Here is a 20,682-nt window from a genome sequence, read left to right as displayed (position 1 = left end):
CATGGCGGACCAACGAGTCGTCGTCATCGGCGTCGGCAACGAGTACCGCCACGACGACGGCGCCGCCGTTTCCGTCCTGGCGCAGCTCGCGACCGATGACCTCCCCGTCGACCGGATCACCCTGTGCGACGGCGAACCCACCCGGCTGATGGAGCTGTGGGAGGGCGCCGATCTCGCCGTCGTGGTCGACGCGGTGCACAGCCACCCGGGCGAGCCGGGGCGGATTCACCGGGTCACCGTCGACGCCGACCACCTGCTCGCCGATCCGCTGGCGGACGAGGAGGCGGCGGCAGGCACCCACGGCCTGGGCCTCGGCCACGCCGTCGCCCTGGCCGCCGCGCTCGCCAAGCTGCCGCGTGAACTGCTGATCGTCGCGGTGGAGGGCGCGGACTTCTCGATCGGCGAGGGCCTGAGCCCGGCCGTCGCCGACGCGGTGCCGCGTGCCGTCGCCGAGGTCCGGCGGGCGGTGGAGGAACACCGGGCGGAGGCTCCGGGGCCCTGACCACCGATCTGCGGCTGATCGAGGTCTACGGCACCGTCCAGGGCGTCGGCTTCCACCCGTTCGTGCACCGGCGTCAGGTTCGCCGAGCTGCAGTGGCGGACGATTGCCCGCCGCAGTTCGTCCGCGCCCCGGGCCAGGAACGGGAACGGCGCCACGGTGAGCAGCTGGGCGGGGGAGGGCCTCCGGCCCGCCGCCCGCTGCGCCATTGACGCGATCCCCCTCCCGCCGTTGATCCGGGTAGTCTCAGCCGACGATCTCGCCGTCGCAGTCCGGTCCGCACCGGCGCGGGTGCTGGTAGCAGAGGTACCGCAGGCAGCCGAGGCAGACACTGATGTTCTCCAGCCGCCAGCTGTCGAAGTGGCAGGAGCAGCGCGCCTTCTCCGCCAGCATGGCGTCCCAGCCCCGCGTTCCACCGATGGCGTCGAAGGCATGCCGCACGTAGTCCGCCGCCGTCCCGTCCAAGGCCTCATGGTGCCGTTCGGCCGCGAGGAACCAGCACTGAAGGGCGAAGAACGCCTTCCCGTTCGCCAGCCAGCGACCGTCCCGGCCGCTCTCCTCCCAGGTGCGGGCGAGCGCCTCCACTCGCCGCGCGAACGGCCACGACGCGTCCAGGAGGCGGGAGTTCCCGTCCGGTAACACGTCGGCTGCCTGGAGCGGCGTCTCGACATCCTGCCCGCGGTGCTTGATCTTCTCGTTCACCACGACATTGCAGCGCGTCGTCGGTCCGCAATCAAGACCCGTCAGGCCGGGGCGCCCGAGCGTCTGCCGGGCACGACCTGCCCGGTGGCGGTGGTCCGCTCCGGTAGCGAGAGCGGGAGCCACGGTTTCGACAAGTTGATCAGGCGCCACGTGCTCTGATCATGTGTGACATGCCGCTTCCGGCGTAATGCCTGGTGTCGGCCGTTCGGCGGGTCACGCTTGTGCGTCGTTGATCACGGTCGTTCAGGAGTCCGCGGGTGTACAGATCGCATGAGCGGCTTTATGGGCCGATTCGCCGGGATCGTCTGCTGCACCCCTCGCTGTTGGCGCAGGCGCAGGCGCAGGCGCAGGCGTCGGCCCAGGCGCAGGCGTCGGCCCAGGAGGTCGAGGTCCGCCGCCGGAAAGCGGTCCCCCTGATCCGGTCCGGCGTCGACTCGTACCGGCTCAAGGCCACTGTGATCGAACAGCAGACGAACAGGCGCCGGTGATGGCAAGGAACCAGAACGACTCCCAGCCGTCGGACGAGTCCCGGCGTCTGCGTCTGGGCGTCGAGCTCGAACAGATCGCCGAGCAGCTCAGGTCGCTGGCCCGGGCCCAGGACCGGCTGCACGACCTGTACGAGGCGGTCCTCGGCCGGGACGTGGACCTGCCCGTGGTGCTGCAGTTGATCGTCGATACCGCGATGGAACTGGTCGGCGCCCGCTACGGCGCGCTCGGCGTGCTCGATGAGAGCGGTGAGCACCTCCACCGGTTCATCCCGGTCGGCCTGTCGGAGCAGGAGCGGGCCGACCTGGGCGAGGTGAACCTCCCGCGCGGCCGCGGCCTGCTACGGCACCTGATCACCCACCCCGAATCGCTGCGCGTCGACGATATCGCCGCCCACCCCGACTCGGCCGGCTTCCCGCCCGGTCACCCCCCGATGCGTACTCTGCTCGGGGCCGCGATCAGCACCCGCGGCAAGATCTACGGCGACCTCTACGTCGCCGAACGGCGCGACGGCCAGCCCTTCGACGCCCACGACGAAGCACTCATCGTCGCACTCGCCAGCGCTGCGGGCCTGGCCATCGACGACGCCCGCCTGTATGAGCAGACCCGCCTCGACGCCGAACAGTTCCAACGCATACTGCTGCCCCGCCTGCCCGATCTGCGCCCCTTCGACGCCGCCGCGGCCTACCGTCCCGCCAGTACACCCGGCCGCATCGGCGGAGACTGGTACGACGCACTCCTGGTCCCCGACCACGCCTGCGCAGCCGTCATCGGCGACGTCGTCGGCCACGACCTGGAGGCCGCCGCCGCCATGGCCCAGATCCGCAACATGCTGCGCGCCCTGCTCTACGATCAGCGCACCCCACCCAGCGTCGTCCTCGCCCACCTCGACCGGGCCCTCGAAGCGATCACCGACCAGCCCGTCACCACCGCATGCCTCGCCCGCATCGAACCCGCCCAGCCGGGCACCTGGACACTGCGCTGGAGCACCGCAGGACACCCCCCACCACTCCTGATCACCCCCGACCACCGAGCCCGCTACCTGCACGCCGACCCCGACCTGCCCCTCGGCGTCGACACCGCCCAACCGCGCGCAGACCACACCCACCTCATGTCGGCGGGCTCCACAGTGATCTTCTTCACCGACGGGCTCTTCGAACACCCGAAACACCCGATCGAAGCAGGGCTGGAGCGCTTGGCGGCCCTCGCCACCGAACACGCCGCGCTGCCCCTGCGGGACTTCGTCCAAACCCTGGCCGACCACCACCCCAGCGACGGCCACGACGACATGGCCGTCCTCGCCCTCCGCACCCCACGCACCTGACCGGGCGCCCAGGCAGGTACGCGACGAACCAGGCCCACCGAACCCGGGCCTGTCAGGAACGCGGCCCAATGGACCCGGGACCGTCAATCCAGCGAGCGGCCGGCCCGCCCTCCTCGGCGACACTCACGGCCGCCCCGCCCGAGCCCCAGGAGGTCACCCGATCCGGAGTGGCTCCCGATCGGCGAGTACGTGCGGACGTACTGGAATGTGCGGCCGGCCGTCTCTCCGGACTCCAGCCAGCGGCATGCCCTTCTCCTGGTCGGCCGTCGAGGGCGGCTGCGGAACGTCCGCGGGCGAGGCCGCCTTCGCCTCGGCGCCGGCGGAGGCCGAGAGCAGGACCGCCGCCGCAGTCATCGCGTGGTTCGGGCGAGACCGGCACGCAGCTCGTCGACGAGCTCAGGCAGGTCGGTGAGGCTGGCTGCGGTGCCGTACAGGTAGAAGTCGGGGCGGACGATGGCTGCGGCGTGACCGGCGTCCCGCAGGACGTTGTCGAGGTCGCCGACCGTGTCGAGCCCCGCCCGCCGTGCATCCTCGGGCGTGAGCTGGTCCGGTGGGGCCATGTGGATCAGACGGGTGCCGATGGAGGCCAGGAAATCGCGTTGGCCGACGGACAGGTGGGGGCGGGGGTCGGCCATGGCCATGACGTGGAAGCCGGTTCCGACGATCTCGTCCAGCAGTCCGGTACGGCCGTCGGGTGCGCGCACCCACCCCTGCCTGGCGAGGTGCCCGGCCGGCGGGACGAGCTGCCCGTCGGGGGAGCTGTGCAGCAGGCCGGGGCCGAGGATCGCCGGGGGAATCGGCGGCAGTGCGAGCTCGGGGCGGGCGTCGGCCTTGAGCATGGCCTCGTCGCGGGCGGCGGCCGCCCCGGGGTCGGTGACGCAGCAGACCTTGCCGAGCTCGATGGAGTCGCCGATGGCATGTTGGACGTGCGCGCGGCGCTCGCTGGTGTAGGTGTCCAACAGGGTGAGGGGTGCGGTCTCGCGCAGGACGAGGTCGAGTTTCCAGGCGAGATTCGCGGCGTCCCGCATGCCGGAGCACATGCCCTGTCCGGCGAACGGGGGCATCTGGTGGGCAGCGTCCCCGGCCAGCAGCAGTCGGCCGTCACGCCAGTTGTCGGCCCAACGGGCTTGGAAGGTGTAGACGGTGTGGCGCTCCAGGGTGGCGTTGTCGGGGGTCAGGTTCCACGGCTTCAGCAGTTGCCAGGCCGTCTCGGGCCGGTTGAGGTCCTCGACGCTTTCGCCGGACAGGCGCATGAACTCCCAGCGGCGCCGGCCGGGTCCGCCGGAGACGAGCGTGGTGGGCCGGGCCGGATCGCAGATCTGAAGGTTGATCTGGGGCCAGGGGTCGTGCGGGATGACGTCCACGATCAGCCAGTCGAAGAAGAACCCCAGATCGGTCACGGAGGTCCGCATGCGCTCGCGGACGAAGCTGTTGGCGCAGTCGCAGCCGATGACGTACGCCGCGCGCAGTGTGTAGTGCTGCTGATCTGGACCGCGAACGGTCACCTCGACCAGGTCGCCGAGATCGGCCAGTTCGGTCGCCTCGTGGCCACGGCGGACCTGTACCGAGGGCAACTCGCGGACCCGGGCATCGAGAGCCTGCTCCAGGTGGGGCTGGTGGAACCTGTTCACCTGGGGCCAGCCCGAGGCCCCGATCCGCCGCCGGTTGTAGTACAGCAGGGTCTGGCCCGCGGCGTTGCGCCACTCGTAGTCGGGTGCGGGTTCGCTGAAGTACGGGAACTGCCGGGTGAGTCCGGCGGCGGCGAGGATTCGGGCGATCTCGTCGTCGAAGCCCACGGCCCGGGGCCGCTTGTACGCTTCCGGCCAGCGCTCGACAACACCCACCCGCCAGCCCCGGCCTCCGAGCAACCGTGCCGTCAGCTGCCCCACCGGACCGTAGCCGACGATCACCACATCGAACTCGGGCGTGTTCTGCTTCTCCGCCGAGCCGCCGGGCTCGGCATCACGTCGCGCTACAGGGGACATCGCAGGCTCCGGATCGACCGGGAGACAGCAGCACAAACCGGGGGTTCGGCAGCAGGAGGCGAGGACGCGCCGCCGCAGCCGTGGACAGGCTGTCTCAGTCCGCTGCCCTGGCGACGACCCAGCCCGTCCTTGTTGAAGGCCCGCAGTCTCGTACTACGGGCATCGCCTGCGGCACCACTGGCCGGGGTCGCGGCCACTACGGCCTCTTGGTCGGCGGCCTCGACGATGCCCGCCAGGCCCAACCATCGTAGATCCGCCCATGCCGGACCGCGCGCGGGCCGGACCGTGCCCGCACGGTCCGGGCCTGATCTGCGCCGGCACCCCGGGGTCAGCGGACCCCTGGTCAGCGCCGGGGAGTGGGCACGATCGCGATCGGGCAGTGCGCGCGGTGCAGCAGGCCGTGGGGGACGGAGCCGAGCCGCATGCCGGTGAAACCGCCCTGCCCGCGGCGGCCGACGACCACGGCGAGGGCGTGCTCGGACGCGGCGCCCAGCTCCTCGACCGGGTGGCCGTGCACCAGTTCGTGGGTCACGGTCACGTCGGGGTGGCGCTCGTGCCGGCCGGCGGTGGACTCGAAGAGCAGCTGGCGCAGGGTGTGTTCGGTGGTGGCCTCGTCGAGGTTGCCGACCGGTGGGCGCTGCCACACCCAGACGGCGCGCAGGGCGGCCTGCCGTTCGGCGGCGAGGTCGAGTGCGAAGGCGACGGCGGCCTGCGAGGACGGGCTGCCGTCCACACCGACCACGACGTACGGCGGATCCTGGGTGACGTGCTCGGGGTCGCGGACGACCACGACCGGGCAGGGGGACTGGGCGCTCACCGGGACGGTCACCGAGTAGGCGCTCAGCACCTCCTGGGTCCGGCTGAGCCGGCGCGAGCCCAGGACGATCAGCTCGGCGTGGACGGACTCCCGGTACAGCACCAGGGCCGGGAGGTCCTCGTCGACCGCCGTGACGAGCTCCAGACCCGGGTGCCGCCCGCGGGCGGCGCGGGCGGCCCGGTCGAGCGCCTGGTCGGCGCGGTGGCGCAGGGCCTTGCGGTAGCGGCCCTCGTCGAAGACGCCGAACTCATGGAACAGGGACGGGACGGCGTGTACCAGCCGCAGCGGCAGCCCGCGGCGGTCGGCCTCGTCGGCGGCCCAGACAGCGGTCATCCGGCTGGTGTCGAGCGCGTCGACGCCGAGGACGACGGGACGGCGCGGGCCGTCCGAACTCACGGGTGTCATGGTTCCTCCTCGGACCAGACGACCGGACCCTGCTTCCACGTTAGGCAGGCCCGGGGCCCGGCACGAGGGCCGACCGGCCCAGGGCCGTGAGCCCGGCGGCCCCACCTGTGACACCTCCGACCGGCGACTCGGGCCGGCCCTCGGAGTCCTGGGGGCGGACCGTCGACGGCGGCAGAGTGGAACACCGGCCGAACGAGGAGGTGGCCACTTCGGTCCGGATCGAGGTTGTCACCCGGCCGACCCGCCCGTCCGAACCCCTCCTCGATCCGTCGGCGGACGTCGACGGTCAGGCAGGCCGGCCTTTCGGAAACGGCCGCGGCAGGCATCTGCGGGGAACAGATCCGCCGTGCGGCGGGCGGGAGTTGGCCGAGCCCGGCCAACCGCCGCTGGAGCGGCGTGGGTTCGGGGCGGAGACGGTCACGGCGGCGGTCCGTCAGTCGACGAACAGGTGCGGGTGAGGCGGAAGGGTCGCTGCGGCGTCCTCGGATGCGTGGTGGTAGTGGTGGATCAGCGCGTCCGGGCCGGGGAAGTACTCGGTCACCCGGTCGTTGTCGGACCATCGCACGTCCCATGGCGGACTGCCGTCCGGATGGTGCAGTCCGACGATCTCGCCGTCCCTGCGGGCCGCGCCCGGCAGGGTGGCCTGGACGATGATGCGGTCTCCCACGGCGGCTTTCATGCCGTCCTCCCTGGGTCGGTGCGGGGTCGGGGCACGCCCGGCCGTCCGTACTCCCATGCCACCACGGCAGGCCGGGCGCCGCAGGGGCCGGATGGTCCCGGGCAAGGGGCCCGCCGACCCGAGCGGCCGGTGCTCGGCGGACGGTGGGCCGGGGAGCGTGGGTGCGGCGGAATGACCGCACTGCACGGAGCTGAACGACATGAACGGCGCCGGCCGGACAACGGAGATACGGCGGATCATCGTCGCTCTGGACGGCTCGCGCCCGTCCGGAGCGGCGGTGCGTCGGGCTCCGGAGGAGGCCCGACTGACCGGGGGCGTCGTGGAAGCGGTGACCAGCTGGGATCAGCCGGGTGTCTACGGATTGCCCATGACCGTGTCCGCCGAGGAGCCCGACGAGGTGGCCGGGGCGACGCTCGCCGAGGTGGTCGGGTGGGAGGCGATCCCGGAACCGGGAGTCGTCCGCGGGGACGGGTGGGGCACGGGAAGGCCGGCGAGGTCCTGGTGAAGCTGTCCGACGGTGCCGGCGGCATCCTCGGCCGGCAGCTCGGACTGGGCCGGGGCTGCCCGGCGCCACCGAGGAGGCCCACGGTACGCTCGCCGAGTTCCCGGAGGACCTCCTCCACCACCCCGCATCGACCCGAGGGGCGCAGGCATGACGGACGTGACGCTCAACCTCTGGAAGCAGCCGCTCGGCGAAGTGCCGCCGGAGCTGTGGGACCGCGCCGAGCTGACCGTGCTCATCCTCGCCGAGACCGGGATCGCCGAACTTCCGCCCGGTATCGGCCGGTTGGCCCGGCTGCGCACCCTCGACCTCGGGCACAACCGGCTGGCCGAGGTGCCCGCCGAACTGGGCGGACTCGCCGCGCTCGGGGACTTCCTCTACCTGCACGACAACGCGCTGACCGCCCTGCCGGAGGCGCTCGGGCGGCTCACCGAGCTGCGCTACCTCAACGTCGGCGAGAACCGGCTCACCGAACTGCCTTCCACCATCGGCGAGATGGCGGCCCTGGTCGAACTGCGCGCTCAGCGGAACCGGCTCACTGCCCTGCCGGAGTCGATCGGCGGTCTCGGCGCGTTGCGTGAACTCTGGCTGCGCGGCAACGAGTTGACGGCGCTGCCGGACTCCGTCGGCCGGCTCGCCGAACTGCGGGAGCTGGAACTGCGGGAGAACGCCTTCGCCGAGCTTCCGGCCGCGTTGGCCGGGCTGCCGCGGCTGCGCCGGCTGGACCTGCGCGGCAACCGGATCGCCGAACTGCCGGACTGGCTGGCCGGTCCGACCGCGCTGCCCGCGCTGGAGAAGCTCGACCTGCGGTGGAACGAGGTACGGCCGCCGGCCCGGCTGCTGGACGCGCTCGCTGCGCGCGGGTGCGTGGTGCTGTTCTGAGGCCGGTTCCGGTGCGGAGGGGTACGGGCGGGGAGCCGACGGGGAACCGGCGGAGGCGTGCGGCGGGGAAAAGATCAACAAGACCGCCGCAGGCCTGCTACCGTGGACGACATGAAGCGCGCTGCACTCGCCACGACGACGCCGGAGAGAGTCCCGGCGCGCTGACTGCTGACCTAGTCCGAAGCCCCGGGGCGAGTGCCCCGGGGCTTCGTCGTCTCCGGATCCACTCGCCCGCGGAACCAGAGTGGAGACGACCCCCATGAACAACCAGTCCCCGAACAGCCAGCCCCTGCACGACCAGCCGAAGCACGACCACCGCAAGCTCGGTCGCGAACTCGACCTGTTCGACACCGACCCGCTGATGGGCTCCGGCCTTCCGTACTGGCTGCCCGACGGCGCCGCGATCCGACACACCCTGGAGGAGTTCATCCGCGGCCGCGAGCGCCGGGCCGGCTACCGCCACGTGTACTCGCCGGTGCTCGGCAAGCGGGAGCTGTACGAGATCTCCGGTCACTGGGACCACTACCGCGAGGACATGTTCCCACCCATGGAACTCGGCTCGGAGGAGATGGTGCTGCGCCCGAGCCTCTGCCCGCACCACGCGCTGATCTTCCGCTCCCGTCCCCACAGCTACCGGGAACTCCCGCTGCGGATAGCTGAGTTGGGTGGCATGTACCGCTCCGAGCTGTCCGGTGTGCTCGGCGGGCTGACCAGGGTCCGGGCGATCCAGCTGAACGACGCGCACGTCTTCTGCACCCCCGAGCAGGCCGCCGACGAGGCCGTCGCCGCACTGGAGTTGATCCGCGAGGCGCACCGCGCGCTCGGCATCGTGCCGGTCCGCTACCGGCTCTCGCTGCCCGGCGAGGGCGGCAAGTACGTTGCCGACCCGGCCCTCTGGAAGCGTGCCACCGCGCTGCTGACTGATGTGCTGGAGCGCTCCGGGGTGCCGTTCGAGGCGGCGGAGGGCGAGGCCGCGTTCTACGGTCCCAAGATCGACGTGCAGATCGCCGACGGCGCCGGGCGCGAGTTCACCCTCTCCACCGTCCAGATCGACTTCCACCAGCCCGAGCGCTTCAACCTGCACTACATCGGCCCGGACGGCGCCAAGCACCGCCCGGTGATGGTGCACCGCAGCGTGATCGGCAGCGTCGAGCGGGTGGTCGCCCACCTGATCGAGCTCTACGGCGGGGCGTTCCCGGCCTGGCTCGCACCGGCCCAGGTCGTACTGCTGCCGATCTCCGACGCCGAAGTCCCGCAGGCCGAGCGGCTGCGGCAGCGCTGCCTGGACCTCGGACTGCGCGCCGAGATCGCCGGACCGGAGCACGGCAGCCTCGGCGCCCGGATCCGCGAGGCCCGGCTGGTGCCGTACCAGGCGGTGATCGGGGCCAAGGAGGCGGTGGACGACCGGGTCGCGTTGCGGCTGCGGGACGGCCGCCGACTGGAGCCGATGGCGGCCGAGGAGGCCTGGGCGCGGATCGGCGCGCTGGTCGCCGGGTGCAGTGCCGAGCTGTAGGAGGAGGAGTCCGCCGGGTGAACCGGCGGCATGCGTACGACTAGTGCGGTGCGCGGGGTGTCGGCGGCACCGTGGGCGGCGGCCGTCCGTCGAAAGGGCGCGGCGGCCGAGGTCCGCGGCCGCCGCCGGGCCCTCGCGGCTGAGCGATTCGAAGGGCGGAGGGTCAGGCGGCTGCCCGGCCCCCGGCCGTCAGTAGGACTGCAGCTCGATCAGGTGGCCCTCCGGGTCGCGCAGATGGGCGCTGCGCAGGTTCGGGCCCCACTCCGGGCGGTCGGTGGCCGGGGCGGCGAGGGTGCCGCCGTGGTCGAGGCAGTGGGCGAGGGCCTTGTCCACGTCGTCGACCCGGAAGACCAGCATCGCGGAATCCTGGGCGGGTGCGGCGGGGCGGGCGGGCAGGTCGGCGGTGCCGAGGGTGGCGGCCATCGCGGAGCGGTCGAAGAGCACCAGGACGGCCTGGTCCTCGACGTCCCAGTTGGCGTACGGACCCTCGGGTGTGCCCTTGATGAGGGTGGCGCCGGCGAGCGCGGGCAGGACCGCGCGGTAGAAGTCGAAGCACTCGGCGAAGCGGGTGACGAGCAGGCGGGGGTACAGGGCGTCCACGGCAGGAACTCCTGGGGTCGGAATGTGCGGGCGATGAGGTGGGTCAAGTGGCGGGGCAAATTATTGGGTCGAGACCCACTATAGGTACGGACCCTAGAATGCCGCCATGGCCTCCGATGACCCCGCCCCGTCCGACGGGCTGCCGCCGACCCTGCTCGACCTCAGCACCTTCCTGCTCGCCCGGATCGGCCGGACCGCGCGCGGTCGGCTCGCCGAGCAGCTGGCCGAACGCGACCTGCGGCTCTGGGACTTGGCGGTGCTCGCCGCGCTGGCCGACTTCGGGCCGCAGGCGCAGCGGGACCTGGTGCAGCGACTGGGCATCGACCCGAGCGACCTGGCGAAGGTCGTCGACCAGCTCGGTGCGGCCGGGTACGTCGAGCGCACCCGGGACCAGCGGGACCGGCGACGGGTCTCGGTGTCGGTCACCCCGGCGGGGCGGGCGCTGCTGGCCGAGCTGGCGGGGCAGGCGCGGGCGGTGCAGGACGAGCTGCTGGCGCCGTTGGACGCGGGGGAGCGGCGGACGCTGCGGGAGCTGCTGCTGCGGGTGCACCACGGGCTGGAGGAGCGGCGCGGCGCCCTCTGACCTCAGGCGCCCTCTGACCTCAGGCGCTCGGTGGCCCCGGACGGCGGGCGCCGGCGAACTCGCCCGCCCAGCGCGGGACGTCGAGGACGTGCTCGACCCGGGCGATCAGCGTGCCGGTGCGCTCGGCGTGGATCATCGCGCCGTCGCCCGCGTAGATGCCGACGTGGTGCAGGGGCGCGTCGGGGCGGGAGAAGAACAGCAGGTCGCCGGGGGCCAGGTCGTCGCGCTCGACGGGTGCGCCGAGGTGGAACTGGGCGACGGTGTAGTGCCCGAGCTCGACGGTGCCGTGGCTGGCCCGGTACCAGCAGTAGAGGGACAGTCCGCTGCAGTCGAAGCCGATCGTGGTCTCGCCCAGACACTTGCCGTTGAGGTAGCCGTTCGCGTCGTCGCAGAAGCCGAGGCTCGGGCCCAGCCGGTCGCCGCCGCCCCAGGCGTACGGGACGCCGATCTGGGCCTCGGCCACGGCGGCGACCCGTTGGCCGAGGGCGGCGACGGGCTCGGACGGCGGTGCGGCCTGGGCGGCATGGGCCGCTGCTTCGGCCGTCGGGGTGAGGGCCGGGACGAGACCCGCTCCGAGGGCGAGGCCGAGCATCCGGCGCCGTCCGACTGCGGAGGCCTGGTCGCGGTTGGGCGGTTGGGACTCCATCGGTCGACTCCCCAGTGCTGCTGCGGTGTTGGTTGGGTGTGGTCGTCCGTGTGGGCGGGTGCGGCGGGGTGCGGCGGGGCGCACGTCGGACGGGCACCAGGATCGCGGTCCGGCGGACCCGGGCGCCATCACCCGCAACGGTGAATCGTGAGCACAGGGGCCCTGGCGCCGCTGGGAGTTCGCCGTAAATGCGTTTGACCACCGTTCGTGAGAGGCCAACGATGAGCGCGAACGTTCGGCCACGACCATCGGAGGAACCCGTGAACAGCGCCGTCAAGCTGGTCCGTAACACGCGCCTGACCCCGGCCGTCGACTACGCCTACGCGGCGGCGGTCGACGCCCCGGCCCGCTCGCTGTGGCTGGCCGGGGCCTGCCCGCTGGACGAGGAGGGGCGTACGGTCGCCGTCGGCGACTACGAGGGGCAGGCCCACCAGGTGATGCGCAATCTGATAACCGTGCTGGAGGACACGGGTGCGGGGCTCTCCGACATCGCGCGGACCACCGTGTACGTGGCCTCCAGTGACCGGGCGGACCTGGTGAAGGTGTGGAACGTGTACCGGGAGTACATGGGGGAGCACGACGCCCCCAGCACGCTGCTCGGCGTCGCGGTACTCGGCTACACCGACCAGCTGGTCGAGGTGGAGGCGGTGGCCGTGCTGCCGTGACGCGCCCCGGGGTGCCCTGGTCCAGGAGTCTGCGAGCAGGGCGACCAGCTGGGGCTCGATCCAGGCGCGGAACACCCACTCCTGGGTGAGTCGACTGAAAGAAACCGATCGTTCGGTTTCAAGGTGGAGATGGAGGGTGGAGGGAGGGACCGCCGTCGGATCAGTGACAGGCTCCGTATCGGCCCGTGCTGCCGGGATCTGACAGGTCGTGGGGAGAAATGAACAGGTGGGTGGGGGGAAGAGGGGAGGTTGAGTCGATTCCCCGTCATCGCCTTGTCGCCCGTGGGTCGCCCGCAGCTAAGATACGGGGTGTTTGGTTTTGTTTTGCGGGAGCTCAGGGCGGGGTGGTTGCGGTGGTGCGGCAGGAGCGTGCGCTTCGGACGCGTCGGCTGATCCTGGAGGCCGCAGCGTCGGTCTTCGACGAGTGCGGCTACGAGGGCGCCACCATCGGGGAGGTGGTCTCCCGGGCGGGCGTGACGCGGGGCGCGGTGTACTTCCACTTCGCCTCGAAGCGGGATCTCGCGCAAGGCGTCGTGGAGGAGCAGTTCGCCCAGGACGGTGTGCCCGAACGGAGCTGCAAGCTCCAGGAGTTCGTCGACACCGGGATGGTCGTCGCGCACCTGATGCCGCGTGACCCGCTGCTCAGCGCGGGCGCCCGGCTCTCGCTCGGCCAGGACGTGTTCGACGACATCGGCGGCGGCGCGATCCCCGGCTGGATCAGCCGGATGGAGACGCTGCTGGTCGCCGCCCGTGAGCGCGGCGAGCTGCTCCCGCACGTCGTGCCGGCCGACACCGCGTGGCTGATCACCGCCGCCTGGACGGGCGTGCAGATCCAGTCGCAGAAGCTCTCCGGTCGCGCCGACCTGGAGCAGCGGATGTCCGGGCTGTTCCAGCACCTGATGCCGGGCGTCGCGGTGCCCGGGGTGCTCGGCTCGCTGCGGATGAGCCCGGACCGTGGCGCCCAGGTGGTCGCCGAGGTCGCCGCGGTCCGCGCGGCGGAGGAGGGCGGCGAGGAGCCGGCAGAGCGTCAGGCCGAGGCCGCCGAGGCGGTCGTGAACGGAGCCGGGGTGGGCTGACCGGTCCGGTCCGAGGGGTCTGAGGCCGGACGGAAGCAGCCCCGCGAAGTAGGCAGTCGTGACGATCGGGATCGGTAGGAGAAGGGCGAACGCCGTCAGCGGGAGCGCGAAGACGGCGGCGCCCACGGCGACGCAGACCAGGGGGTGGCGTACGGGCAGCCGGGAGGCTCCGAGCGGGCCAAGGCGGAGGAGCTCGGTGCGCTGATCACCACGAGGGAGGAATCCGTGACCCTGGTGGCCAACTTCCTCGGCTGAGTTGGTCCAGGGCGGTGGGAACGGCTCGATCGCCGACGGCGTCGGTGCGGTAGGGTGGCGGACGCAGAATACGACCGCGACGCAGGGAGGTGAGACCCATTACCGGTATGTCCGAGCGGGTGCTCCCGGAGCGCGGCCGTGCGGGCGGCCCACGCGCGTAGCGCGGGTGCGCCGACGCGGCGTCGGCCCTGGCGGGAGCCCTGACGGAGTCCTCCGTTCTCCTCCTGTCCTGTCCAAGGGGTTCCCTTTGCCGGTCTTCTCCTCCGCCGCTCTCCGTTCCTCGGTCGTCTCCCGGCTGCGCGCCGCAGGTTGCGTGTTCGCCGAGGACGAGGCGCGGATCCTGCTCACCGCCGCCGCCACACCCGCCGAGCTGGCCGCCATGGTCCGCGCCCGCGCGGAGGGGCGGCCACTCGAACACGTCGTCGGCTGGGCCGAGTTCGCCGGTCTGCGGATCGCCGTCGATCCCGGCGTCTTCGTTCCGCGTCGACGCAGCGAGTTCCTGGCCGCCGCTGCCGCCCGACTCACCGGCCCCGGTGCGCTGGTGGTCGACCTGTGCTGCGGCAGCGGCGCACTCGGCGCCGCCGTCACGGCCACCGCCGGACACCCCGTCGAGCTGTACGCCGCCGACCTGGACCCGGCCGCCGTCCGGTGCGCCCGGCGCAACCTGGCCGGAACGGGCGCCCGAATCTTCGAGGGTGACCTGTTCGCCGCCCTGCCCGACGCGGTGCGCGGGCGGGTGGAGGTGCTGATCGCCAACGTCCCGTACGTACCGACCGGCGACCTCGAACTGCTGCCGCCCGAGGCCCGGTTGCACGAGGCCCGGCCCGCGCTGGACGGCGGGGCCGACGGACTGGACGTGCTGCGCCGGGTGGCCGCCGAGGCACCGGGGTGGCTGGCGGCGGGCGGCTCGCTGCTGTTCGAGACCAGCGAGCGGCAGGCTGCGGGCGCACTGGCGGTGGCGCTGGCGGCGGGCCTGGCAGCGGTGGTGAGCCGGGACGAGGAACTGGACGCGACGGTGGTCACCGCGACCCGACCGTGAACGACGAACGTCCCGGCCACCGCACCCCCGTGCCGGTGGCCGGGACGGGCCGTCATGCCTCGCTACGCGGACACTGCGGTCGCAGAGCCCGCGTGCTCAGGCCCTGCCCTCTCAGGCCATGTGTTCTCAGATCCTGGTCCCGTACACGTGGTCGACCGGGATGGTGAGCAGCACCCGGCGGTCGGAGACCATCGCCTCGCGGTACTCCGCCCAGTCGGGGTGCTCCCCGGCGGCCCGGCGGTAGTAGTCGACCAGCGCCTCGACTTCGGGCCCGTGCGGGTCGGTGCCCGGCCCGGTGAGGGTGGCGACGCCCTCGGCGGTGACCCAGGACCGGCCGTCCGGTCCGGTCGTCTCCAGGCTGACTCGTGCGTCCCGGCGCAGGTTCGCCGTCTTGGCCAGCCCCTCCCGGGTGGAGATCAGGATGACGTTCGCCTCGCGGTCGTAGTAGGGCATGACGGGGGAGAGCTGGGGCCGGCCGTCCGCCTTGATGGTGGCGAGGATGCCGAGTCGGCTCTGCGCGAGGAGCGCGTACGGGTCGTAAGCAGTGGTGGTCATGAGGGCATCATCGGGCTTCACACGGTGTGAAGGTCAAGGCGCGGCAGGCGTGTTGCGCGGTGGGGACGATCGGAGCGAAACGGCGGGGATCTGTGCAATCCGCCGATGGCGGCGGCCGCAGCGGGTCAGGGTCGGGAGGCGACAAGGAGTGATGATTCGTCACCGAGTGCGGGGGCGTGTACGGGGACGGTGCGCACCCGTAAGCCGCTGCGCGCGTCCGTGAGCCGCTGGACACAGGGAGTTTGACGATACGTCATACCGGCATCGCGCATGCGACAGGACTGAGTGGGTGAGGTGGAGGAGCCGGAGCTCATCCACCTCGCCGCCGAAGCGAGGGCGGGCTCGGCGAGGTCGAAGGACTTCGGATCGGCCTCGCCGGCGCCAATGACAAGCTCGCCCAGATCGACCGTCGGTCACGCCGCGCTGTCGACCTCGGAGTCCCATCCCAGCGAACCCCCCAAGAGGCCAGGACCGCCAGTTCGGAGAATCCGCCGGCGCACTCTGCTCCAGTGATCACCGGACAGTGTTGCCACCGATTGCGAGACCCGTTGACCTGGACGCACCCGCCGATCGCAGCGTCAGGAGATCACGGAAGGAGATCACCGCCGACACTTCTTCCAGGCCAGGTTGTACACGGTCTTGATGCTGCCGTCGGTCGAATCCATCTCCAGGAAGCTGGTGGCGCTCGGGCTCGAGGTGCCGGGATCGACCCGCAGTTCGGTGTTGATGTTGAGGGTGCGCTCCTCCCCGCAGGGGGCGAAGACCCGGGCGGCGACGTCCACTGTGTCGGTTGTCTGCCAGTTGCCGGTGAACCCGCCCTTGAAGTGATGGGTCGATCTGGTGGGGTGGGCGTGGCCTTGGAAGTGGTAGCTGGCCCGCTCGGTCCCGGACGCACCCGGCGCCAGTGACGCGAAGCCGCTGTAACTGGCGGACACGATCGCGTAGGTGTAGCCACCGGGGACGTGCACCAGCAGTTTGAGCTGACAGTCCTTCCGGTTGTCGGTCGGCGCCGACCCGGGCCCCACCTGGGCGATGTAGTTACTGTAGGTGACGGTGAAGGCGGTGTTGTCAGGGGACACGCCCACGGAGGCCGTCCCCGTCGGGCAGCCGGAACCGTTGGCCGTCACACTGTCGATGACGATCCGTTCCGGCGGCGGGGTCGGGTTGCCGCCGAAGGCGGACGAGCCGAGCAATGATGTGGCGACACCAGCCGCGGCCAGCATGCGGAGCACCATGGGCTTCCCTTCAATCGTTCACGGATCCAGGGCGGGCGTCGCTTTCCGAGCTCGACCTCCGGATTTCACGTGGGCATCGCACCACACGTTGCGTGTTCGCGCACAGAAGGTGACGCTCCAGTCACTCGAACAGCCTTCAACGCGGAGACCCCGTCCGACAGGTCGTCGGAGGGAACACGCTGATCGACCTGGCTGCCCGCTGCCCCAAGCGGGTCAGGCTGACGGAGGACTGAACTGTGACGCCGGAGGAGTACGAACGCTGGCACGTCCGCACGTGTTCACGCTGCGGCCGACGGCCGATGGGCGGCGAAGTCGGCCGAGTGGGCCGGGCAGCAGCCGTTCGGTGCCGCAGCCCGGGCAGCGGCCCCCCTGGGCCATCGGGTATACGCTGGGCACGGAGCCCGACGTACACGGGCGCCTGATCATCAGTCAGATCCTCCGGAACAGCATGCCACCGGACGGCCGGGCCGCCACAGTCAAGGGTCACCCCGCGACCATCACGCAACCGGACCCCAACGGCGGTCCCCGTTCGCTGACGTGGTCGGACGGGACCTGTACCTTTATCGTCGCCACCGGCGCCCCACCACGGCTCTCGGGCGCGGAACTCATCCACGTCGCCGAGAGCCTCGGCGGCTGACACCACAAGGACGACGTCCGATGGGGTCGTTCACCGAACTGGCCTCACCAATACCGCAGTTGCGCTTGCACTGGTCAGAACGAAACGACTTCGTCGAGGCGGGTGATCCGGGCGACCTCCACCGTGCCGGCCTCCCCCGGATCCAGGGCCTGCCAGGTCCGGCTGACGGTGCCGGCGGTCGGCGCCTTCTTGGCGATGACGGTCACCAGGTCGCCGGGCTGCGGAAGTTGGCGCGGACAGCTGCGGACAGCGGGGTGACGAGCCGTGCCAGGATGTGTTGGCCGCCGGCCGCCGTCAGCGCCGGGATATCCCGCCCGGACCAGGAACCCATCGCCACCGCGGTGCACCCCTGCCCGGCCCGAACCTCCAAGCCGGGGCGGCACGCAACCAAGGCTGGCGAATTCAGATCGGCAGCAACCTCACTCGCAGCGTCGTAGGCGGTCAGTGTGCGCATGACTGGCTGGCCGAGCACGAACCTGGCTCCTCTCATCGAGCTCCGTGGGATCGATCATCTAGGCTGGCGTGGTGACTGATGATCAGGAGCGGGCGCAGCCGTCGGGAGTGTGGGCCACGGCGGTGGGGGTGGCCAGGGTGCGGGCGCTGGAGACCGAGCGGGAGAACGCGCTGTTCCGCGACCCACTGGCACAGGCCTTCGCCACCGCCGGCGGCCTGTGGCCCTCCTCGCCGCCGCCCGATGACGAGGCCGCGCGACGCCGCCGGCTGGCCGTGTCGTTCTCCATCGTCATCAGGACGAAGTTCCTCGACGACCTGTTGCAGCAGGCCTCCGCGTCCGGGGTCCGGCAGGTCGTGCTGCTCGGCGCCGGCATGGACAGCCGGGCCTTCCGGATGGACTGGCCCGAGGGCACCCGGCTGTTCGAGGTCGACACCGCCGCGCCACTGGACTTCAAGGCTTCGGTGCTGCGCCAGGAGCGGGCCGTCGCGCGCTGCGAGCGGATCACCATCGCGGTGGATCTGCGGGAGGACTGGCCGGCCGCGCTGGCCGCCGCAGGGCACGACCCGGCCGTGCCGACCGTGTGGATCGCCGAAGGACTACTGATCTATCTGCCCGAGGACGCGGTGGAACTGGTGATGGCCCGGATCAGCGCGCAGTCGGCGGCAGGCAGTCGGATGGGGCTGACATTGGGCTCGCGCGGCGTGATCGAGCGCTTCGGCGCGGACGCCGCGCCGGGATCGGCGGCGTTCATGTGGGTCTCGGAGATGCCCGACGATCCGGTGGGCTGGCTGGCCGGGCACGGCTGGGAGGCCGACAGTCACACCCTGCGCGAGTGCGCTGCCGCCTACGGCCGCCCGATCAGCACCCCGCCGCAGCGCGAGGAGCGGCCCGGCGCACTGGTCTCGGCGGTCCGCCGGTAGAGCGCTGCGCGCTCGTATCGGACGATTGCGGTGGCGGGGACCTGTCCACCCCGCACCCCGCGAACACCTGACCGCGCCTGGCGAACGGTCGCCGCCGAGGTCACGCCGACCGAGGACGCTGCAGTCCGTACAGGAGCAGTTCGATCAGGCGCCGGGGATCGTACTGCGGGTCACCGCCTCCGATGCACAGGTTGCCGATGCCGCGCATCAGTTCGTAGGCCTGGGTGCCCGCCCTGATCTCACCTGCCTCGACCGCGGCGTCGAGCAACCGCGCGCAGACCGGCAGCAGGCGGTCGAGGAAGTAGCCGTGCAGCGCGGCGAAGCCGCTGCTGTCCGACTGCATCGCGTCGGCCAGTCCGTGCTTGGTGACCAGGAAGTCGACGAAAAGGTCGATCCACTGGCGCAGTGCGGTGAACGGGGAGTCGGCGTCGGCCAGCAGCTGCGGGCCCGCCTGCGCGCACTCCTCGATCTGCTGGCGGTAGACGGCCGTGATGAGATCGGCCCGGGTCGGGAAGTGCCGGTAGATCGTTCCCGTGCCGACACCCGCCTTGGCCGCGATCTGGCGGATCGGCGCGTCGACGCCGGAAGTCACGAACACCTCGGCGGCGGCCGCGAGCAGCGCCTGCTGATTGCGCAGCGCGTCGGCCCGCTTGCTCCGGGCCGACGCCTTCCCCGTGGGGCTCTCGCTGGACACGGCTCTCCCTCCGAATACTCATTGACAAAGCGGAACGATGTTCCGGATAGTAAGTGGGATAGCGTTCCGCTTCAGGTTAGCCGAAGCGGGACGCGGCCGACCATTGCCTGCCGTCATTCGGCCCGGGCCGAATGACGGCACTCACCGCAGAAGGAGAACCGCTCATCATGAGCGCATCCACCCACACCGCGACTGTCCCCGTCCTGTCGTACAGCCCGGTGGTCCTGCCCGTGCCCGGACGTCCCGTGGAGCTCCAGATACGCGTCTCCGCGCCCGAGTACGGAACCGGCCTTCCCGTCATCCTGCTCTCCCACGGCCACGGCCCCTCGAACAACCTCTCCTCACTGAACGGCTACGCGCCGCTCGCCAACTCCTGGGCGGCACAAGGATTCGTCGTCCTCCAGCCCACCCACCTCACCTCCCGAACGCTGAGCCACCTGGTCGCCGACGCCCCCGGCGCACCGGACTTCTGGCGCTCCCGAGCCGAGGACATGACCCACATCCTCGACCGGCTCGACGTGATCGAACGCACCGTGCCGCAGCTCGCGGGACGGATCGACCGCACCAAGATCGCCCTCGCCGGGCACTCGCTCGGCGGCTTCACGGCCGCCCTCCTGCTGGGCGCCGGACTCAACGACCCCGACACCGGAAGCGTGGTGCACCTGGTCGAGCCGCGGATCAAGGCGGGCGTACTGCTCGCCGCGCCCGGCAGGGGTGGCGACGCCCTCAACGGGCCCATGGCCGAGCAGTGGCCGATCATCGGAGCCGTCGACTTCTCCACCATGACCGCTCCTGCGCTGGTCGTCGCAGGTGACAAGGACGACTCCCGGCACTTCACCGACATGGGCCCGGACTGGCACGCCGACCCCTACACCCTTGCTCCCGGCCCCAAGTCCCTGCTCACCCTGTTCGAGGCGGAGCACGGACTCGGCGGGATCGCCGGATACGACGCTGCCGAGACCACGGACGAGAACCCCGAACGGGTCGCCGCCGTCGGGCGACTCACCGCCGCGTACCTCCGCAGCCGGCTCCATCCCGGCGACACGGCCTGGCGGACCGCATGTGAGGCGCTGGCAACCGACCCCGATCCGGTCGGACGAGTCGAAGCCAAGTAGGCACCCAGGCGCACGGCATCGGAGGGTCTCGCTGAACGGCGGGCGATCGCTTCGGCAAGCATGACCGTCCCGGCAAAACGGACATTGCGCGTGCGATGGGGCGGTGTTGGGACATGGGTGTCTCTGGGCTGCCGCAGCCCCGGGAGCCGGGCCGCTGGGAGGCCGGCCGCGCCGGGGCGCGACGTGGCTGCGCTGGCCGGCGGCCCGGTGGTGCTGTGGTGGGCCGCCGTGCCGGGAATGCTAGACCCGCGCGTCGAGGGTGACCAGGGCTTTGGCCTGCAATCTTTCGGCCGCGACCATGCCATCCGTGGCGGGGAGGTGAAGTTCCCCCGCTGAACTGGACAGCCTGATACTGGGACGGACGGTCCCGGAGGAAGCAGTTCAGGTAGTGAGTGGCAAGAGCAACATGAGCAA

General features: G+C 71.7%; 23 protein-coding genes. 12 read left to right on the top strand and 11 right to left on the bottom strand.

Annotated features, from left to right (window positions below; all coding sequences use genetic code 11):
- Position 1 precedes the first annotated feature (1 nt).
- Complete coding sequence (locus ACGF12_RS34065) at positions 2 to 502, top strand: hydrogenase maturation protease (RefSeq protein WP_393038958.1); 501 nt, start codon at positions 2 to 4, stop codon at positions 500 to 502.
- Between the two features lie 243 nt (positions 503 to 745).
- Here the strand turns inward: ACGF12_RS34065 and ACGF12_RS34060 are convergent, their stop codons facing one another.
- Positions 746 to 1,201, bottom strand: a complete 456-nt coding sequence (locus tag ACGF12_RS34060; protein WP_393038955.1) for a hypothetical protein — start codon at positions 1,199 to 1,201, stop codon at positions 746 to 748.
- 257 nt (positions 1,202 to 1,458) lie between these two features.
- Here ACGF12_RS34060 and ACGF12_RS34055 point away from each other — a divergent pair, with 257 nt between their 5' ends.
- On the top strand, positions 1,459 to 1,689 hold the full coding sequence (locus tag ACGF12_RS34055) for a hypothetical protein (protein ID WP_393038952.1): 231 nt from the start codon (positions 1,459 to 1,461) through the stop codon (positions 1,687 to 1,689).
- Complete coding sequence (locus tag ACGF12_RS34050) at positions 1,689 to 3,011, top strand: PP2C family protein-serine/threonine phosphatase (protein ID WP_393038949.1); 1,323 nt, start codon at positions 1,689 to 1,691, stop codon at positions 3,009 to 3,011. Before ACGF12_RS34055 ends, ACGF12_RS34050 begins: the two co-directional genes overlap by 1 nt.
- A gap of 350 nt (positions 3,012 to 3,361) precedes the next feature.
- Here the strand turns inward: ACGF12_RS34050 and ACGF12_RS34045 are convergent, their stop codons facing one another.
- The 3 genes from ACGF12_RS34045 to ACGF12_RS34035 all read right to left on the bottom strand — a co-directional run bounded on the left by ACGF12_RS34045 (position 3,362) and on the right by ACGF12_RS34035 (position 6,897).
- Entirely contained in the window at positions 3,362 to 4,996 is a 1,635-nt protein-coding gene (locus tag ACGF12_RS34045) for a bifunctional 3-(3-hydroxy-phenyl)propionate/3-hydroxycinnamic acid hydroxylase (protein ID WP_393038946.1), read from the bottom strand.
- 343 nt (positions 4,997 to 5,339) lie between these two features.
- The gene (locus ACGF12_RS34040) at positions 5,340 to 6,218 is read right to left on the bottom strand and encodes a universal stress protein (protein ID WP_393038943.1); all 879 of its coding nucleotides are present in this window, start codon (positions 6,216 to 6,218) and stop codon (positions 5,340 to 5,342) included.
- A gap of 433 nt (positions 6,219 to 6,651) precedes the next feature.
- Complete coding sequence (locus ACGF12_RS34035) at positions 6,652 to 6,897, bottom strand: DUF1918 domain-containing protein (RefSeq protein WP_393038940.1); 246 nt, start codon at positions 6,895 to 6,897, stop codon at positions 6,652 to 6,654.
- A gap of 199 nt (positions 6,898 to 7,096) precedes the next feature.
- On the opposite strand from ACGF12_RS34035, the gene ACGF12_RS34030 reads away from it, so the two are divergent.
- The 3 genes from ACGF12_RS34030 to thrS all read left to right on the top strand — a co-directional run bounded on the left by ACGF12_RS34030 (position 7,097) and on the right by thrS (position 9,794).
- A complete protein-coding gene (locus ACGF12_RS34030) occupies positions 7,097 to 7,402 on the top strand; it encodes a universal stress protein (protein WP_393038937.1) in 306 nt (101 codons plus the stop codon).
- Positions 7,403 to 7,549: 147 nt separating this feature from the next.
- Complete coding sequence (locus ACGF12_RS34025; RefSeq protein WP_393038934.1) at positions 7,550 to 8,281, top strand: leucine-rich repeat domain-containing protein; 732 nt, start codon at positions 7,550 to 7,552, stop codon at positions 8,279 to 8,281.
- Positions 8,282 to 8,540: 259 nt separating this feature from the next.
- Complete coding sequence (gene thrS / locus ACGF12_RS34020) at positions 8,541 to 9,794, top strand: threonine--tRNA ligase (protein ID WP_393038932.1); 1,254 nt, start codon at positions 8,541 to 8,543, stop codon at positions 9,792 to 9,794.
- Positions 9,795 to 9,983: 189 nt separating this feature from the next.
- Here thrS and ACGF12_RS34015 read toward each other — a convergent pair whose 3' ends face one another.
- Positions 9,984 to 10,394 (bottom strand): VOC family protein, encoded by a 411-nt coding sequence (locus ACGF12_RS34015; RefSeq protein WP_393038929.1) that lies wholly within the window; start codon positions 10,392 to 10,394, stop codon positions 9,984 to 9,986.
- A gap of 106 nt (positions 10,395 to 10,500) precedes the next feature.
- On the opposite strand from ACGF12_RS34015, the gene ACGF12_RS34010 reads away from it, so the two are divergent.
- The gene (locus ACGF12_RS34010) at positions 10,501 to 10,977 is read left to right on the top strand and encodes a MarR family winged helix-turn-helix transcriptional regulator (protein WP_393038927.1); all 477 of its coding nucleotides are present in this window, start codon (positions 10,501 to 10,503) and stop codon (positions 10,975 to 10,977) included.
- A 19-nt stretch (positions 10,978 to 10,996) separates the two neighbouring features.
- Here the strand turns inward: ACGF12_RS34010 and ACGF12_RS34005 are convergent, their stop codons facing one another.
- Positions 10,997 to 11,623 carry a C40 family peptidase gene (locus ACGF12_RS34005; RefSeq protein WP_393038924.1) on the bottom strand — a complete coding sequence of 209 codons (627 nt, stop codon included), beginning with the start codon at positions 11,621 to 11,623 and terminating at the stop codon, positions 10,997 to 10,999.
- A 260-nt stretch (positions 11,624 to 11,883) separates the two neighbouring features.
- Between ACGF12_RS34005 and ACGF12_RS34000 the strand changes: the two genes are divergently transcribed.
- The 3 genes from ACGF12_RS34000 to ACGF12_RS33990 all read left to right on the top strand — a co-directional run bounded on the left by ACGF12_RS34000 (position 11,884) and on the right by ACGF12_RS33990 (position 14,658).
- Entirely contained in the window at positions 11,884 to 12,288 is a 405-nt protein-coding gene (locus ACGF12_RS34000; protein WP_393038921.1) for a RidA family protein, read from the top strand.
- 356 nt (positions 12,289 to 12,644) lie between these two features.
- Entirely contained in the window at positions 12,645 to 13,364 is a 720-nt protein-coding gene (locus ACGF12_RS33995; RefSeq protein WP_393038918.1) for a ScbR family autoregulator-binding transcription factor, read from the top strand.
- A 502-nt stretch (positions 13,365 to 13,866) separates the two neighbouring features.
- A complete protein-coding gene (locus tag ACGF12_RS33990; protein ID WP_393038915.1) occupies positions 13,867 to 14,658 on the top strand; it encodes a putative protein N(5)-glutamine methyltransferase in 792 nt (263 codons plus the stop codon).
- Between the two features lie 126 nt (positions 14,659 to 14,784).
- Here ACGF12_RS33990 and ACGF12_RS33985 read toward each other — a convergent pair whose 3' ends face one another.
- From ACGF12_RS33985 to ACGF12_RS33970, 4 genes are all read right to left on the bottom strand, one after another.
- Positions 14,785 to 15,213, bottom strand: a complete 429-nt coding sequence (locus tag ACGF12_RS33985; RefSeq protein WP_393038912.1) for a PPOX class F420-dependent oxidoreductase — start codon at positions 15,211 to 15,213, stop codon at positions 14,785 to 14,787.
- 599 nt (positions 15,214 to 15,812) lie between these two features.
- A complete protein-coding gene (locus ACGF12_RS33980) occupies positions 15,813 to 16,448 on the bottom strand; it encodes a DUF4360 domain-containing protein (RefSeq protein WP_393038909.1) in 636 nt (211 codons plus the stop codon).
- Positions 16,449 to 17,159: 711 nt separating this feature from the next.
- On the bottom strand, positions 17,160 to 17,291 hold the full coding sequence (locus ACGF12_RS33975; protein ID WP_393038907.1) for a hypothetical protein: 132 nt from the start codon (positions 17,289 to 17,291) through the stop codon (positions 17,160 to 17,162).
- Positions 17,288 to 17,557 (bottom strand): hypothetical protein, encoded by a 270-nt coding sequence (locus tag ACGF12_RS33970; RefSeq protein WP_393038904.1) that lies wholly within the window; start codon positions 17,555 to 17,557, stop codon positions 17,288 to 17,290. Before ACGF12_RS33970 ends, ACGF12_RS33975 begins: the two co-directional genes overlap by 4 nt.
- A gap of 89 nt (positions 17,558 to 17,646) precedes the next feature.
- On the opposite strand from ACGF12_RS33970, the gene ACGF12_RS33965 reads away from it, so the two are divergent.
- Complete coding sequence (locus ACGF12_RS33965; RefSeq protein ID WP_393038975.1) at positions 17,647 to 18,459, top strand: class I SAM-dependent methyltransferase; 813 nt, start codon at positions 17,647 to 17,649, stop codon at positions 18,457 to 18,459.
- A 100-nt stretch (positions 18,460 to 18,559) separates the two neighbouring features.
- Here the strand turns inward: ACGF12_RS33965 and ACGF12_RS33960 are convergent, their stop codons facing one another.
- The gene (locus ACGF12_RS33960) at positions 18,560 to 19,153 is read right to left on the bottom strand and encodes a TetR/AcrR family transcriptional regulator (protein ID WP_393038901.1); all 594 of its coding nucleotides are present in this window, start codon (positions 19,151 to 19,153) and stop codon (positions 18,560 to 18,562) included.
- 167 nt (positions 19,154 to 19,320) lie between these two features.
- On the opposite strand from ACGF12_RS33960, the gene ACGF12_RS33955 reads away from it, so the two are divergent.
- The gene (locus ACGF12_RS33955) at positions 19,321 to 20,268 is read left to right on the top strand and encodes an alpha/beta hydrolase family protein (RefSeq protein WP_393038898.1); all 948 of its coding nucleotides are present in this window, start codon (positions 19,321 to 19,323) and stop codon (positions 20,266 to 20,268) included.
- The last annotated feature ends 414 nt before the right edge of the window (positions 20,269 to 20,682 follow it).

Source organism: Kitasatospora sp. NPDC048296, assembly GCF_043201815.1.
GTDB lineage: Bacteria > Actinomycetota > Actinomycetes > Streptomycetales > Streptomycetaceae > Kitasatospora.
The sequence above is the reverse complement of the archived record's forward strand: the minus strand, read 5'-3'. Positions and strand labels throughout refer to the sequence as shown.

Bases quoted from the DNA above. Each gene is read 5' to 3' on its own strand.
- ACGF12_RS33955 (WP_393038898.1), top strand. From the start codon at position 19,321: ATGAGCGCATCCACCCACACCGCGACTGTCCCCGTCCTGTCGTACAGC.
- ACGF12_RS34025 (WP_393038934.1), top strand. From the start codon at position 7,550: ATGACGGACGTGACGCTCAACCTCTGGAAGCAGCCGCTCGGCGAAGTG.
- ACGF12_RS33985 (WP_393038912.1), bottom strand. From the start codon at position 15,213: ATGACCACCACTGCTTACGACCCGTACGCGCTCCTCGCGCAGAGCCGA.
- ACGF12_RS34050 (WP_393038949.1), top strand. From the start codon at position 1,689: ATGGCAAGGAACCAGAACGACTCCCAGCCGTCGGACGAGTCCCGGCGT.
- ACGF12_RS34005 (WP_393038924.1), bottom strand. From the start codon at position 11,623: ATGGAGTCCCAACCGCCCAACCGCGACCAGGCCTCCGCAGTCGGACGG.
- ACGF12_RS34035 (WP_393038940.1), bottom strand. From the start codon at position 6,897: ATGAAAGCCGCCGTGGGAGACCGCATCATCGTCCAGGCCACCCTGCCG.
- ACGF12_RS34065 (WP_393038958.1), top strand. From the start codon at position 2: ATGGCGGACCAACGAGTCGTCGTCATCGGCGTCGGCAACGAGTACCGC.
- ACGF12_RS33980 (WP_393038909.1), bottom strand. From the start codon at position 16,448: ATGGTGCTCCGCATGCTGGCCGCGGCTGGTGTCGCCACATCATTGCTC.
- ACGF12_RS34045 (WP_393038946.1), bottom strand. From the start codon at position 4,996: ATGTCCCCTGTAGCGCGACGTGATGCCGAGCCCGGCGGCTCGGCGGAG.
- ACGF12_RS34030 (WP_393038937.1), top strand. From the start codon at position 7,097: ATGAACGGCGCCGGCCGGACAACGGAGATACGGCGGATCATCGTCGCT.
- thrS (WP_393038932.1), top strand. From the start codon at position 8,541: ATGAACAACCAGTCCCCGAACAGCCAGCCCCTGCACGACCAGCCGAAG.
- ACGF12_RS34040 (WP_393038943.1), bottom strand. From the start codon at position 6,218: ATGACACCCGTGAGTTCGGACGGCCCGCGCCGTCCCGTCGTCCTCGGC.
- ACGF12_RS34010 (WP_393038927.1), top strand. From the start codon at position 10,501: ATGGCCTCCGATGACCCCGCCCCGTCCGACGGGCTGCCGCCGACCCTG.